Raw genomic sequence first — 14,942 nt, forward strand, 5'->3', positions numbered from 1 at the left:
ATGGTCTCATTTTAAGGTTATTTCACCTTCGAAAATTGTATCTCTATTTCTTTACTAAGTGCTTTTTCAAGATGCTTTTTATATTTTCTTGCATAATATTTTTCAAAATATGCATCCTTGTCATAAAAAATTTGTATCGTTAACTTATTTAAAGAGTCCTCAGACAGTTCTATACTTTTTACGATGTTCCGTTTTGAAACATCTAATCCATAACATAATTTAATAATGGCTCCGAACAATTCAAAACTTTTCAGTTCTTCCGCTGTCACCCAACGGCTAAACGGTTCAGCAAATTTTTTTAACAGCGAGCGGGATTTAAAAGAAGAAATGAAAGCAACAGCAAGCCGTTCATCGTGACTAAGCCCGTCAATGGACTGATTCGTTATTAAATAAAAGGTATGTTGACTTTTCGATTCAGGGTGTATAGATGCACCGATATAAAAGACTTTAGCTGCCCATTGGATTATTTTCAATTCGTCTTTTGTAATGGAAACTATATTTAGTGATTGAAGCTGCTTTATTAAAAAAGTAGCTAATATTGCAATTCTTTTATGGAACTGTAAATCTAAGTTATACATGTGGCTTAATTGATATACGCTTTCTTCAGTCGTATTTGGAAAGTGGGTAATACCGATTTGTTTTAAAACTATTTCATAAAAGAGTCCGTCACGAAGCCCTTTGTTACTAATGATGAACTGGTTTCCTCCTGTATGGTCAATTAATTTTTCAATGGCAGTAATAGCAGGTATGATAATATCAGCACGGTCTTTAGATAGCCCTTCTACTTGTTGGCGTTGCTTGAGTGTCAAATTCCTCAGTTTTTCGTTAATTAAAGTGACGTCTTTATCGGCCATTTCATATTGATGAAGACCTGAAAGTGGGTAATTGACAATTTGCTGATGAATGTTAGCTAAATTTCTTGCTGTTCCTCCAATTCCAATGATAGGGTGCGTTTTACACTTTAACCAAGGTAACGTATTAAAAGCTTGAATTAAGTAATTTTCTAGCTTCTTTAATTCTCCTTCAGTCGGATCACCATTTTGTATAAATGCTTCTTTTAATGTAAGTGCTCCAAATGGAAAGCTGTGTGAGGCGATTAGTGTTCTTTCTTCAAATAAAGTTACTTCCGTACTGCCGCCGCCAATATCAATTGATATTCCGTCTATAATATTCGTCGAATTCGTAATAGCTAAATAACCGTAATAGGCTTCTTTATAATCTGAGAGTACTTCTATGTGAAAGTAACCTTGATTTTTAATTGCAGATATAATCTCACTCTGGTTTTTCGCATTACGTATTGCTGCAGTAGCAACGCCTTTTATCACATCCAATTGGTAATTAAAGGTAATCATTTGGAAACGAGCAAGAGTTTCAAGAATAATATCGATACCATCTAATGTCATATTTCCTTCATTATTAATATATGTACTTAATCTGGCGACAATCTTTAAGTTTTGGATTTCTTTAAAACACCCGTTCTCATCAACAGAATAGATTACAAAACGTACTGAATTTGATCCCATATCGATAATGCCAATTTGCTGTTTCCTCATAAATGCCTCCATTAACTTTGTCTAGTGTTGCCTTTATTATATAAGGTTGGGCTTCTGAGTACGATTCATACGCAATTCCATTTTGTTTACAAAGTGAAGACTCTCATGTATACTACGATGAGGAATAAATCGGAATGATTCTTAATAAATAATGTAGATAGTTAAGTGGGGGTAACAATGAGTAAGAACAAGAGTCCATGGGCTGTGGAAATAGAACAAGTGACATTTTCTTATGGAAAAGAAAATGTGTTAGAAAATATCCAGCTCCGTATTCCCCAAGGTTCATTTTTAGGACTTGTAGGGCCAAATGGTTCTGGAAAATCAACCTTAATTAAATGTATTCTCGGACTATTAAAACCGACTAAAGGAAATATCAAACTATATGGACAGCCAATCGAGAAGTTTCATGATTGGAGTCATATTGGATTTGTCTCTCAAAAGGCAAATAGTTTTAATAGTGGTTTTCCGGCGACGGTGTTTGAAGTTGTCTCAATGGGGCTATACGGAAAAGTCGGCTTGCTTCGCTTTTTAACTAAAAAACATAAAGAAAAAGTAAAAGAAGCGATCGACCATGTTGGGATGGAAAAATATATGTATACGAATATTGGTCAATTATCTGGAGGGCAGCAACAGCGAGTATTTATTGCTCGTGCACTCGTAAGTGATCCAAAACTGCTGATCTTAGATGAGCCTACGGTTGGTGTAGATGCAAAATCAGTCCAAAACTTTTACAATATGGTGCAAAAATTAAATGTGGAGCAAGGTATTACTTTAATTTTTGTCACGCATGATATCGGTGCTATGACAGAATATATTACTGATGTTGCTTGTTTAAATAAATATTTACATTTTCATGGTGACAAACATGAATTTGAGTCGCAACAAGAAGAGATGATGTCATCTTTATACGGCCATGATGTCCAATTACTCACTCATAATCATGACCACGATCATGGGGGCGGACATTCATGATTTCTGTATTTTTTCAATATGATTTTTTACGATATTCCTTGTATACAGGATTAATGATCGGATTTTTAGCACCATTTTTAGGTGTATTTTTAGCCGTAAGAAGAATGGCGATGATTGCGGATGCATTATCACATATTACATTATCAGGGATTGCGTTTAGTTTATTACTCGGAAGACATTATCCAGCTTTTACAGGGTTGAATCCGTTATATATGGGCATGACTTTTTCAGTCTTTGGGTCTGTCATGATAGAAAAACTAAGGAATACGTACAGTTATTATAAGGAACTAGCGATTCCGATCATACTTTCAGCTGGCATCGGTGTCGGAGTCGTATTTATTTCATTAGCAGACGGTTTTAATACAGACTTGTTTGCTTATTTATTTGGAAGTGTTGTCGCGATTCGTCAATCCGATTTTCGGATGATTTCCATTATTACTGTTTTAGTCGTCTTACTCATTATTTTGTTTTACAAAGAATGGTTTTTCCTTAGTTTTGATGAAGACCAGGCAGTTATTGCAGGTATTCCAAAAAAAATATTACACTTTATCTTTATCATTATGGTCGGTTTAACAATTGCTGCTTCTATGCGCATCGTTGGCATTTTACTCGTGTCTTCGTTAATGACTCTTCCTGTTGCAGCTGCTATGCGGTGGGCAAATGGATTTAAACAAATGTTTATTTATGCTGTCATCTTTGGGGAAATTTCAGTCGTTGTCGGCCTCGTTACAGCGTTCCATTTAGATGTTGTCCCTGGTGGAATGATTGTGATGGTTAATGTAGCGATATTATTATTATCAATTTTGCTCACACGAAAACGAGCATCATCATAAAAGGTGAGTGGACATGGACATATTACAACAATTGACATTTTTAGAACGTGGTATAATTGCCGGGGTTATAATCGGTTTTATTTGTCCGCTTTTAGGAGCTTTTCTTCTCGTTAGAAGAATTACCGTCATATCAGAAGCTTTATCACACATTACGCTTACAGGAATTGCTGCAGGGATCTTTTTAAGCCAGGCAGTAGTCTGGTTAGGCTTTATTAATCCGCTTTATACCGGACTTGTTTTTTCATTACTTGGATCGTTGCTCGTTGAAAAGCTCCGTCAAATATATAAACATTTTCAGGAACTTGCAATTCCGATCATTCTCTCCGCAGGAATTGGTGCGGGGGCGATTTTAATTAGTATTTCTCAAACCAATTATGTTGAGTGGTATAACTACTTATTTGGCAGTATCGTGACCGTTACTTTATCGGATTTATATTTTATTTTCGGGACTGGTATCGTTGCCATCATTATACTAGGTGGCTTTTATAAAGAGTTGATTTCGATATCGTTCGATCAAGAATTTGCTAAAACATCTGGTATATCTGTTCGAAAACTTAATTTTTTCTTCGCATTGTTAATCGCTATTGTCATTTCAATGTCTATGAAAGTTGTCGGTATTTTATTAGTTGGTGCCATGGTTACTTTACCTGTTGCTGCTAGTATTCAATTAGCAAAAAGCTTTCGTCAAGTCGTAATTCTCGGTATAATATTTGGAGAAGCAGCGATGATCGGCGGGATCGTGATGTCTTATTATTTTGATATTGCTACAGGTGGTATGATTGTCGTAACAGGAGTTGTACTATTGTTAGCTGCCGTTTTGTTGAAAAAGATGTTACGTTTTGTCCAAACGTCGAGAACAGCGTAAATGCAGAGGAGGACTTTGGTAATGAACATGGAAGAAGCTATGAATCGATTAAAAGATAAAGGATATAAGCATACCGATAAACGTGAAGATATGCTTCAATTATTTTCTGATGAAAAAAGATATTTGGCAGCGAAAGATGTGCTCGATCACCTGCAATCAAAATATGGTGGATTAAGCTTTGACACAATCTACCGGAACCTTTCCTTATTTACCGATTTAGGCATTTTAGAAGCGACGGAACTAGAAGGAGAAAAGAAGTTTCGTTTTTCGTGTTCGACGGACCACCATCATCACCATTTAATATGTCTCGACTGTGGGAAAACAAAACATATTCATGATTGCCCAATGGACTCCTTTCCAATAGGAGAGGAAGGCTTTAAAATAGTTGGCCATAAATTTGAAGTCTATGGATATTGCGAAGATTGCGGTAGTAGAACGTCCGAAGAAGTCAATTAATCATATCTGTTCTTCTATAAAAATATACTAAATTAGCCATGACATTCGTTATGGCTTTTTTTAAGTAAGTAAGAAAGTATAACATTTCAATCTCTCGATTGCTGTCTAGACTTTCGGCACGAGGTCACTTCGCCGATAGGCGGGCGCCTTGCGCTTTTCTTGTTAAAATTTGCTATAATAATAAAATACACGGTGGTCTGTGAAAAAGGGGAGGCTAAAATGATGGAATCAGTTTTGATGTTCGCAACTGTTCTTTCTCCGGTTGTCGCAGGGGTAGTCGAGTTAATTAAAAGGACTGTCACAATTAGGAAAAACCTCATTCCATTATTATCTTTTGGAGTCGGTTTACTGATCGGTGTCATTTCATATCCATTCACAGATTTTGAACTCATTATGAGACTGTGGTCAGGCGGAATAAGTGGACTTGCAGCTGTTGGTTTATTTGAAATCCAAAAGTGCTCCATAAGAGAAATCGAAAAAAGGAAATAGAACAATAATATAATCATCAAAAAAAAACAAAAACAAAAAACAACGTATCAACCATAAAATTCCAGGTGCCTGGCACCTGGAATTTTATGGTTGGTATTACAGTAATTCTTTTACGACTTTTTTCGCTGTATTCCAATCACTCACTCGGTGGACAAATTTATGGACTGGTTCTTGATTATATGGGGTATCCATTAATATAACTGGAATTCCACATGCTTCAGCAATACTGCATGCATTATCATGTTTATCTTCGAAGAAAATATGAACGCCGTGTTTTTTTACTGCAGAAATTTTATCATGTGTTCCAATTAGTTCAATATGATCATATGGTAATTCATATTGTATAAACCAATTTCTCGTTAGTTCATGAAAGTCTGACGGACGGGCACTAATGTAGTAAAGGTCATGTTCGTTCTTCCATTCTGATAAAACGGGATGAACCCCAACAGCCAATTCAGCTCGTTTATAAATATTTGATTCATGTATTTTCATCCATTTGTCAAACTCTTCTTTTGATATACCAAGTGCTGAGGACAACTCATACTCAGTTATATCATCAATCGTTAAATTTTTTTTGAAATGTTCATTTAAATAAGGAATGAAAGTTGAAGGGGCTGTAACGGTACCGTCAATGTCAATACCAAATCTTTTTTTATTCATCATATCACCACTTTACACTTGAAATCATTGTCATCCATAAACACTCATTCATTGTAACATACTAAGTCTACACGTGATGGCAAAGGAGTGGAATGAAATGGCCCAACAAGATGAGAATCACCCACGAGATTTTCACGTTGTTAAAAGTGAAGAAAATAATAACAATCATGTTGACCCAGAAAAGCGAGAAAATAATGATTTCCATGAAGAAACAGCAGCAGAATATGCACCGAACCCTGGGCTAGCAGGAGGAAGGCAGCAAACTGAAGTGACATCAGATCGGGCAAGAGAACTTGAAGAGACAGATACCGAAGATGAAGCGGTTGCTGGTAAAGGTATTGGTACACTTGCTTTAGCTTTGTCGATTGTTTCATTATTCTTCTTGCCGATCATTATGGCTGCGGCTGGATTAGTTTTAGGATTTGTTTCTGTAAATCGAAATGCTAAAGGGTTAGGTTATACAGCGGTTGCTATTAGTGCATTTTCGATTATTATGAGTGTCTTTTTCGCCCCGTTTGTATCATAAATAAGCCATACGTGTTGTTTTATCCAATATAGAACAAAAGACTGGTCGCACTTGACCAGTCTTTTGTTTAGCTCATAAAAGTATGAGCAATCAAGGGAGTTCCAGTAAAAAAGAGGATGAAGCTAAGAAAAGACTTCCGCCATTTAATCATGACGAAAGCCTTCGTTAACAAATTATGATTCTATACGTTCTTTTTCAAGGCGCTGCTTTTCTTCATGTTCAGCAGCCAATTTATCGATTTCCTTTTTCAACTCTTCAACCATTGTTTCTTCAGGAACTTTTCGAATCGTCTTCCCTTTACGGAAAAGGAGGCCTTCTCCGCGAGCACCGGCAATCCCGATGTCTGCTTCTTTTGCTTCACCTGGTCCATTAACAGCACATCCTAAAACAGAAACTTTAATTGGTGCGTTAATTTTTTGGATATATTCATCGACCTCGTTTGCGATACTGATTAAATCAATCTCGATTCGCCCGCAAGTAGGACAAGAAATCAATGTTGCTGCATTTGCTGCAAGGCCAAATGATTTCAACAATTCTTTGGCGACTTTAACTTCTTCTACAGGATCGGCACTTAGTGAAATACGGACAGTGCTTCCTATTCCTTTATGAAGCAAAATCCCTAATCCTGCTGAACTTTTCACAGTACCTGAGAAGAGGGTGCCTGATTCAGTAATCCCTAAATGTAATGGGTAATTAAAGGTTTGGGATGCTTTTTCGTATGCTTCGACAGCTAAGTTCACATCGGATGCTTTCATGGACACGATAATATCGTGAAAGTCTAAGTCTTCAAGTATTTTGATATGATGTAATGCACTTTCGACCATGCCATCTGCTGTTGGATATCCATATTTTTCAAGAATTCTCTTTTCAAGTGAGCCAGCATTAACCCCAATACGGATTGGAATGCCTTTTTCTTTTGCAGCATTTACGACGGCTTCAACTTTTTCCCGACGCCCAATATTTCCTGGGTTAATTCGAATCTTGTCAGCGCCGCCTTCGATTGCTTTTAGAGCAAGTCTATAATCAAAATGAATATCGACAACGAGAGGGATATTAATTTGTTTTTTTATCTCAGCAATTGCTTCGGCATCTTTCATCTCCGGGCATGCTACTCGAACGACTTGGCAGCCAGCTTCCTCTAGTCGGTTAATTTCTGCCACGGTTGCTTCGACGTCATGGGTTTTTGTCATCGTCATACTTTGAATAATTACTTCATCAGTCCCGCCAATCGTTAAATGTCCAACTTTGACAGGTCGTGTATCTCTACGATGAATGATCTCAGTCATTCTTAAATCGCCCCTTTAGCTTAGTAAAAATAAATATATTCTTGATTTTGACGTAATTGTCAAGTTCACTTTTACCATTGTATCAACGGGGCGTCAATGTGGCAAGAACTATGAGTGATCTTCATTATTGGAAGATTTATATATTGGAAAACGATAAGCCTCACCAACAATTATTTGATGAGCTCCTACTTCTGGATTTAACGCTTCAAAATCATTGACGACTTGCTCTGCCTGAACAGTTAATGGAACTTGTTCATGATCATGCAGAGCTTGTACAATTCCATAAACTGTGTGACCGGGCTCGACGATAATTTCTTCATATGACAATGCAGGATCTCCGTCAGCCTGCACATCAAGTGAATCTGTTTCGGTTACTTCAAGATCAGATTCGGGGGTTATATCGGACGATTGTTCGGGTATTGACCCGATATTTAGATCATAATAAGCACTAGCAATAAAAATAATAATTATAGCAAGGACTAAAATAGGTCTCATTTGTATTTCTCCTTTTACATATGTTTTCTTATTAAAAAGCATATGCTCGTCCAATTAAAATAGAACAAATTTTTCAAAAGGATTTTTAAAATTTTATGGTGATTGTGTCACGTCAACTAAAGGTAACTCTAAATCATAAAATGATTAGGCATACAAAATTCGCTGCTGATAATCACTTTAACGATTAGCCAAGTATTGAATAGAGGTGAAACCATGACCGTAAAAGAACGTATGATTATGATAGCACTCGGTTCACTACCATTTATTATGGTCGTAGGTAACTCGATGTTTATTCCAATACTACCGAATATTGAAAATGCATTACTGCTGGATCCAACACAAACAGGCTGGATGTTGACTGCATTTGCCGTTCCAGCTGCTGTGACGATTCCATTAATCGGCTTTTTGTCAGACCGTTACGGAAGGAAAAAATTAATCATCATATCTCTTTCAGTCATTTGTGTCGGCAGTGTTATATCTGTCATTGCAGCAGTCATACCACCAAATGTATTTTCCTATACTTTCATGTTAGTGGGACGAGCCATCCAAGGATTTGGAGCGGGAGGAACATCACCTCTTGCACTCACTGTTATCGGTGATGTTTTTTCAGGAAGAAAAAGAAGTACCGCGTTAGGAGCAATGGAAGTTTCTAATGGGATTGGAAAAATGTTTAGTCCATTTTTAGGAATCATTGCAGTGATGATGTTTTGGTATAGTGCTTTTATTTTTTATTTTATTATGGCCTTTACTGCTTTAATTATCATTCTATTTTTTATTAAAATTGAAGAGGAGCGTACTTTTACTACATTCAAAGCATACAGGCAAACCATTAAGGCGGCGATGAAACGAAGCTATCATTGGCTTATCCCTTTATTTCTAACAGGAGGAGTCGTTTTATTTATATTGTTTGGACTGCTTTTTTATTTGTCATATGAAGCAGAAAGAATATATGGGATTGTTGGTTGGTCAAAAGGGGTTCTCTTTTTTATTCCTCTTGGATTTTTAACAGCAGCCTCGTATGTTTCAGGACGGTTCATTGGCGGGAATGATACTCATATGAAAAAAATATTATATACTGCGTTTGTACTTTTGTTTTTAAGTTCGATCGGAGGTATGGTTGAACATAACTTCATCGCTCTTGTTCTCATCATGTCTGGATTTTCTGTAGGCACTGGATTATTACTTCCCGCATGTAACCTTTTGGTCACAGCTAGCGTCTCAAAAGAAGAGCGAGGGATGGTGGTAGCTCTTTATAGCATGGTCCGCTTTCTAGGCGTAGCGTTAGGTCCATTAGTTTACAGCTACTGGATGATGTATGAATGGGATATGTTTTTGAAATCAACATTAGTCCTATTAAGTATGTCAGCAGCGTTATATGGAGGGTGGTTAATAAACGAAAAAAAAGAGCTTTATCACGAATTGAACTGAGTAAATAGACCTTTCGTCCCTTTCTTTTTTATTGAAAATAGTGTTTTCTACTTATTAAGGGAGGGACAATCATATACATTAACACATAAGGACTTTAGAAACGAATGATTGAGCTACTGGTGAAAAAAGAGATCTTCTAGGAAACGGTAACCATCACTCTTAGAGAAAGAGGAAGCTCGAACTGAAAGGGGAATTCATTATGCGTCAACATATATGGAAAATAGCTGTTTCAACGTTTGCAATATGGTTTTTATTTGTGTCTGTTTCGTTTGCAGATGCAATTCCAGGGGATGTCATCGTCACATTAGGTGAAGATTTAGCTGAAGATGACAAACAAGCATTGTTAGATGAGATGGGGGTAAATCCTGATGAAGTCCAAGTTGTTTATGTTACGAATGAAGAGGAGCATGAATACCTAGGTGATTATATTCCTGCTAGTCAAATTGGCAGCAATGCGATTTCTTCTTCAAGAATAACAATTACTGACAATGATGAAGGAATTATGGTGGAAACGAACAATATTACGAGAATTAGTGAAGGAATGTATGCGAATGCGCTTGTGACAGCTGGGGTGAAAGATGCAGAAGTATACGTTACGGCTCCATTTAATGTATCTGGAACAGGTGCATTGACTGGACTTATTAAAGCATATGAATTGTCTTCAGATGAAGCGATACCTGAAGACCAAAAACAAATTGCGAATGAAGAATTAGTAAAAACTGCAGAGCTTGGTGATGAACATGGAGTAGAGCAAGCGACCGAGTTAATGGCACGTATTAAAGAAGAAATTGCAAATCAAGATATTGAAACAGAAGAGGATTTGCGTGATCTAATCCAAAGACTTGCCAATGAACTAGGAATGTCATTGACAGAAGAAGAGTTAAATGGTTTAGTTTCTTTGTTTGACCGTATGAGAAATATGAATATTAATTGGGATCAAGTTCGAAATCAATTAGGGAATATACGTGAAAATGTTAGTGATTTCATAAGCAGTGAAGAAGGTCAAGGGTTTATTCAGGCGGTCGTAGACTTTTTCAGCGCTATAATTGATGCAATTAGAGGCTGGTTATCTTCATCGATTATTCATATGCCGAACTATGCATCGATAAATAATCTTCCAGCAAAAACTGAACAGCATGAGTAATCGTTATGTTACAGGCGGCCGGAACTCGTGGCCGCTTTTCCTATTGAGTTTGAAATTGTGAAAATTTCATGAATTGTTTTTGAAACTTTTTTTCATAATCGAACGTAGATGTACATAAAGGAAAAGATTGATACAATATAATGAAAGCATAGATTGATTTAGACGGGGGGAATTATGATGGAAATGTTAGATAACGCCACCTTTGGCTTCTTCGTCGTTTTTATAGCAACGTTATTTATTTTTGGAGAGCTGATGGTCAGGGCAAAAGGTTTATTCGGAATTTTAGGTGTCGTCATTATGGCGTTGTATTTTTCACATCATCTCACAGCGACAGCAAGCTTATGGATCGTTGTTTTATATTTAGTCGGACTTATGCTGATTATCTTTGATGGAAAAGTAACTGGTGACGGTTCAATTGCAGTCGTAGGGATACTATTAATGATATTAGGACTTGCAATACCTTCACCTGGGATTATATACGGTATACTAGTTGCAATGGCTTTGATCCTTGCAGTACCAACATCGTACTTGTTTACGAAAGTATTTCCATCGAGAGATATGTGGTCAAAACTAACCTTTAAAGATAAACTTTCGAGTGAACATGGCTACAATTCAATGAATGAGTCATATAAAGAGCTAGTTGGTAAGTCCGGAGTAACGAAAACACCGTTTCGACCTACTGGTACTGTGGAAATTGAGGGAACGCTTTATAGTGCAACAACAGACAATCAATGGGTTGAATCAGAACAAAAGGTAAAAGTAATTTCTGCTGATGGAACAAGGATTGTCGTTGTACCTGAATAAACATAATCGATGAATGAGGGTGTCTCAAAAGTTTTAATTTTGAAGACACCCTCTCTTTTAATAGAATTCAAAATCTGTAAAACCGGGCGCTCGCTTTTCTCAATTCTACTGTACATACTCCGGTTGTAATCATCATTAGTAAGTTCATAATGGTTAAATGGAGGTAAAATAATCCGATTTGTCGGAACGTGTAACTGTATTTTTTAAAAATTCACTTTATTGAATGGTAAAGAACTTTTTCTAATCGTTATTATAATAGGCTTCTGACAAGGTAAACTGCAGTAGATAGTCATAAAGACTTATTTTGTTTTTGGTGACAAGTTTCCACACAAACCGTTCCAGTCTCATGATTATAATGAAGATAACTTAAAAGATATGAACTGGACACCCTCCTTCTAGCCAAGGGCAAACCTACTGAAAAGTAGCGGCGCAAAACTACGGGTCTACGGGTAAGGTACATAAAGCTATTGAAAGCTGCCTAAGATCGCCGGGTTACCTAGCAGGTAAGGATGATTGAGAGGGGGATCAAGGGCAGGATGGAAAACTATAATAGGACCGACTTTGACAAAGAATGGGAAAAATTATTAATCGAGGCGCGGGAAATAGGGATAACTCCAGAAGATGTTCGGGAGTTTTTAAAAAAGAATAGAGCGGTAACAGCTGTTTAATTAGTTTTTACCACCTTTAACATTGAGTGAAGGGTGGTTATTTTTATTTTTTGTTAGAAATTTCAAAAAAAGGTTGTAATTATTCGAATCTCCTACTAATATATAAGTATAAATGTTCGTTATAAAGAATATATGTAGTTTTTTAGTCGAAATAACGAATTTATTTTTGTGAACTATTACTAGCATTTATGTATGACTTCCTTCGATGAAGAATCTTTATCTTTAAATCACTATAAGCCTTAATAAGGAGTGCGTGTTTATGAAAGCAAGTGAAGTGTTATTGTCAGAGGAAGAGTGGGTAGAGTTAATAATAGAAGCTAAAAAGATAGGATTAAGTCCGAAAACGGTCCGTGAATTTTTAGAAGAAAAAAAAGAAAAGTAAATGAGGCTGGGACAAAACTAGTTTCTACGAATAAAAAAAGGTTCGGATGATCATTTTTTGATCATCCGAATCTTTTTTCTGTGAATGGTAAGGTGTCCTACCGGACACCTTCTGGGGTTTTGAGGTGTATTTTCTTAGGTTCACAGCCATGAATGCAAACCCTAACTCATTTTTCACCTTGTCAGTTCCTCTCACTGACATTCGAGAGAAACGCAAATTCGCCTTCAGAAAACCGAATACAGGTTCAACGTCAATTTTTCTTTGACCATAAAGTTCACCTGTTTTCGTTTCCGAAAGCTGTTCTCTTATATAAGCTTTTTGTTCTTCCCATGTCGGATTAAAGTAGATTCTTCGGTTGCGTCCACTTTGTCTCTTATTGCACTCAGCCCGTAACGGACAGGAAGAACAGTCCTCACACTCATAGACTTTAACGGTTCTCGTAAACCCATATCGATCTTTTTTCTGCGATGTATATAGAAAGGAGACTTGTTGTCCGTTGGGACAAGTGAAAGCATCTTTTTCTTCGTCATAAGCCCAGTTGGCCGAATTGGAAGGGTCCTTTTGATATTTCTTGGTCTTTTCTTTACGATACGTGTTGAAAGTAATCAGAGCTTCCCGTTCACGATTTTCATGCACATCTTGATAATTTTGTTCACTGCCATACCCTGCATCCGCTACAATATATCGAGGTAATTCAAAAAAATCGTTCTCTATACGGTCTAAGAAAGGAATCAATGTTCTAACGTCCGTTGGATTCGGAAAAACATCATAAGCAAGAGCGTACTGGTTTTCGGTCGCAAGTTGAACGTTATACCCTGCCTTTAATTGACCATTTCTCATGTGATCGTCTTTCATACGCATGAATGTCGCATCATGATCCGTTTTGGAGTAACTATTGCGTTCACCAAATATCTCCATATCGGTTTGATATTTTTGTTTTCGTTGAAGAAAATCCTTGAACTGTTTCTGATACTCTTTAGGCTTTTTTCGATCGGAACGGAGCTGTTTCCGTACCGCTGTATCATCGCTCGATTCAATCTTTTGATTGAAATCCTCAATGTGGTCATCCAGCTTATTCACCACGGATTGAAGTTCTTCTGTCGAAAGTTCGTCTGAACTTTCCCGTTCCATCGCAGGGATGACCTCTTGTTCCAACAGCTCTTCATACATCGTATTTGATTTCTCAATTAAATTCTGACTGTGTCGTTCGGTCGATTTACGCCAGACAAACGTGTACTTGTTGGCGTTTGCTTCGATCTTTGTACCATCTATGAAAACCGCTTCTTGATCAATGACCTTCTCTTCGACTAGCTGACTGCGGAATTGTACGAAGCATTCACGGAGAAGGTCTTGTACATGGAGGTTCACTCGGAACCGGTTAATGGTGCGATAACTTGGTTCGTAGCCTTGTGCTAGCCACATCATGCGCACACTGTCCTGCACTAGGGCTTCGATTTTTCTTCCAGAAAATACGGATTGGGTGTAAGCGCATAAGATAACTTTCATCATCATTTTAGGATGATAAGAAGGGGTACCCGTTTCGCGAAGAAACGGCTCGAATGCTTCCTCTGGAATACCTTCGATCATCTCATGGATCGTAAACGCAATATCATCTTTATGTAATTTTCTTTCCATATCTAAAGGCAAAATCACTTGATTCATGTTATACTGTTTAAACAAAAGGATCCCTCCCATGGTTTTTGGTGGTACTTTAATCATAGCAGAGGGAGTCCTTTTTTTCTGCTTTAATAATGAAAAAAACGTAAAAAATGGTCATCTCTAACACCCGGTTAGAAATGACCATTTTTATTTACCATTTACTGGTTTTGTCCCAGCCTCATTCCTTTATGCTGGTTTTGTTTATATAAGTATAAGCTGTCCTATCTGTAAATGTCGATTGATGTAAAAATATAGGTTACTGAGATAACTTTTTATGTCTTTCTTCATAATCTTCGAAAAAGTAATCATAAGAATTTAAGATGGATAGTGGTAAATCTAAAGTAGAAAATATTTTTTTAACAATGATAATTGAAGGGTTTTTCTTTAACCCCCTTTCAATATAGCTTAAATATGACTTTGAAACCCCAGTCATTCTTGACAATTCAGATAATGATAAGCCCCGTTCTTTCCGCTTATGTTTAATCATATCTCCAATCATTCATTCGCCTCCTTTCAATGTTATGAGTATTTTCCTAAATTCACAGTTGAGTTCATTATATCGCACAGAATAAAAATTAAAAAAATTGAAAAAGAGAGAAAATAAGAGTAAATGCGATATAAAGAACGATATATGTGCGATATTAAGAACGAATCGCTTATTTTGACGTTTTTCAAAATGGGATTAAGGTACTATACTATGATTTGAGTTCGATATAACGAAT

17 protein-coding genes and 1 riboswitch are annotated in these 14,942 nt (G+C 36.8%); of the genes, 11 read left to right on the forward strand and 6 right to left on the reverse strand.

The genetic code is table 11. The features are described 5' to 3' along the window. Positions 1 to 17: 17 nt before the first annotated feature. Positions 18 to 1,553 (reverse strand): Ppx/GppA phosphatase family protein, encoded by a 1,536-nt coding sequence (locus tag CD001_RS14440; RefSeq protein WP_096188383.1) that lies wholly within the window; start codon positions 1,551 to 1,553, stop codon positions 18 to 20. A 177-nt stretch (positions 1,554 to 1,730) separates the two neighbouring features. Between CD001_RS14440 and CD001_RS14445 the strand changes: the two genes are divergently transcribed. The 5 genes from CD001_RS14445 to CD001_RS14465 all read left to right on the forward strand — a co-directional run bounded on the left by CD001_RS14445 (position 1,731) and on the right by CD001_RS14465 (position 5,168). After that, entirely contained in the window at positions 1,731 to 2,525 is a 795-nt protein-coding gene (locus tag CD001_RS14445) for a metal ABC transporter ATP-binding protein (RefSeq protein ID WP_096188384.1), read from the forward strand. Next, positions 2,522 to 3,358, forward strand: coding sequence for a metal ABC transporter permease (locus CD001_RS14450; RefSeq protein WP_096188385.1), 837 nt, complete (start codon positions 2,522 to 2,524; stop codon positions 3,356 to 3,358). Before CD001_RS14445 ends, CD001_RS14450 begins: the two co-directional genes overlap by 4 nt. 13 nt (positions 3,359 to 3,371) lie before the next feature. Next, on the forward strand, positions 3,372 to 4,223 hold the full coding sequence (locus CD001_RS14455) for a metal ABC transporter permease (protein WP_096188386.1): 852 nt from the start codon (positions 3,372 to 3,374) through the stop codon (positions 4,221 to 4,223). Positions 4,224 to 4,244: 21 nt separating this feature from the next. Then, positions 4,245 to 4,679, forward strand: a complete 435-nt coding sequence (locus tag CD001_RS14460; RefSeq protein WP_096188387.1) for a Fur family transcriptional regulator — start codon at positions 4,245 to 4,247, stop codon at positions 4,677 to 4,679. Between the two features lie 222 nt (positions 4,680 to 4,901). Beyond that, the gene (locus CD001_RS14465) at positions 4,902 to 5,168 is read left to right on the forward strand and encodes a holin (protein ID WP_096188388.1); all 267 of its coding nucleotides are present in this window, start codon (positions 4,902 to 4,904) and stop codon (positions 5,166 to 5,168) included. Between the two features lie 96 nt (positions 5,169 to 5,264). Here CD001_RS14465 and CD001_RS14470 read toward each other — a convergent pair whose 3' ends face one another. Continuing rightward, positions 5,265 to 5,828, reverse strand: a complete 564-nt coding sequence (locus tag CD001_RS14470) for a hypothetical protein (protein ID WP_096188389.1) — start codon at positions 5,826 to 5,828, stop codon at positions 5,265 to 5,267. 97 nt (positions 5,829 to 5,925) lie between these two features. Between CD001_RS14470 and CD001_RS14475 the strand changes: the two genes are divergently transcribed. Further along, entirely contained in the window at positions 5,926 to 6,354 is a 429-nt protein-coding gene (locus CD001_RS14475) for a DUF4190 domain-containing protein (RefSeq protein ID WP_179298753.1), read from the forward strand. A 173-nt stretch (positions 6,355 to 6,527) separates the two neighbouring features. Here CD001_RS14475 and ispG read toward each other — a convergent pair whose 3' ends face one another. Both ispG and CD001_RS14485 read right to left on the reverse strand, forming a co-directional pair. Next, positions 6,528 to 7,640, reverse strand: a complete 1,113-nt coding sequence (gene ispG / locus CD001_RS14480; protein ID WP_096188390.1) for a flavodoxin-dependent (E)-4-hydroxy-3-methylbut-2-enyl-diphosphate synthase — start codon at positions 7,638 to 7,640, stop codon at positions 6,528 to 6,530. 108 nt (positions 7,641 to 7,748) lie between these two features. Next, a complete protein-coding gene (locus CD001_RS14485) occupies positions 7,749 to 8,135 on the reverse strand; it encodes a hypothetical protein (RefSeq protein ID WP_096188391.1) in 387 nt (128 codons plus the stop codon). A 213-nt stretch (positions 8,136 to 8,348) separates the two neighbouring features. Here CD001_RS14485 and CD001_RS14490 point away from each other — a divergent pair, with 213 nt between their 5' ends. The 5 genes from CD001_RS14490 (at position 8,349) to sinI (ending at position 12,561) form a co-directional block, all read left to right on the forward strand. Beyond that, positions 8,349 to 9,563: an MFS transporter gene (locus tag CD001_RS14490; protein ID WP_096188392.1), complete on the forward strand. Its 1,215-nt coding sequence runs from the start codon at positions 8,349 to 8,351 to the stop codon at positions 9,561 to 9,563. A gap of 199 nt (positions 9,564 to 9,762) precedes the next feature. After that, on the forward strand, positions 9,763 to 10,707 hold the full coding sequence (locus CD001_RS14495) for a DUF1002 domain-containing protein (protein WP_096188393.1): 945 nt from the start codon (positions 9,763 to 9,765) through the stop codon (positions 10,705 to 10,707). A gap of 177 nt (positions 10,708 to 10,884) precedes the next feature. Continuing rightward, positions 10,885 to 11,511 (forward strand): NfeD family protein, encoded by a 627-nt coding sequence (locus tag CD001_RS14500; RefSeq protein WP_096188394.1) that lies wholly within the window; start codon positions 10,885 to 10,887, stop codon positions 11,509 to 11,511. A 394-nt stretch (positions 11,512 to 11,905) separates the two neighbouring features. Continuing rightward, a riboswitch (cyclic di-GMP riboswitch) is annotated at positions 11,906 to 12,011 on the forward strand. A gap of 36 nt (positions 12,012 to 12,047) precedes the next feature. Further along, positions 12,048 to 12,179: an anti-repressor SinI family protein gene (locus CD001_RS14505; RefSeq protein ID WP_142303593.1), complete on the forward strand. Its 132-nt coding sequence runs from the start codon at positions 12,048 to 12,050 to the stop codon at positions 12,177 to 12,179. Between the two features lie 259 nt (positions 12,180 to 12,438). Beyond that, a complete protein-coding gene (gene sinI, locus CD001_RS14515; RefSeq protein WP_096188397.1) occupies positions 12,439 to 12,561 on the forward strand; it encodes a DNA-binding anti-repressor SinI in 123 nt (40 codons plus the stop codon). Positions 12,562 to 12,585: 24 nt separating this feature from the next. Here sinI and CD001_RS14520 read toward each other — a convergent pair whose 3' ends face one another. Together CD001_RS14520 and CD001_RS14525 are read right to left on the reverse strand one after the other, a co-directional pair. Continuing rightward, positions 12,586 to 14,241, reverse strand: a complete 1,656-nt coding sequence (locus CD001_RS14520) for an IS1182 family transposase (RefSeq protein ID WP_096186249.1) — start codon at positions 14,239 to 14,241, stop codon at positions 12,586 to 12,588. 235 nt (positions 14,242 to 14,476) lie between these two features. Beyond that, positions 14,477 to 14,719 carry a helix-turn-helix domain-containing protein gene (locus CD001_RS14525; protein WP_096188398.1) on the reverse strand — a complete coding sequence of 81 codons (243 nt, stop codon included), beginning with the start codon at positions 14,717 to 14,719 and terminating at the stop codon, positions 14,477 to 14,479. Positions 14,720 to 14,942 lie beyond the last annotated feature (223 nt).

The sequence above is a fragment of the Evansella halocellulosilytica genome (assembly GCF_002335745.1).
Taxonomy (GTDB): Bacteria; Bacillota; Bacilli; order Bacillales; family Salisediminibacteriaceae; genus Bacillus_CA; species Bacillus_CA halocellulosilytica.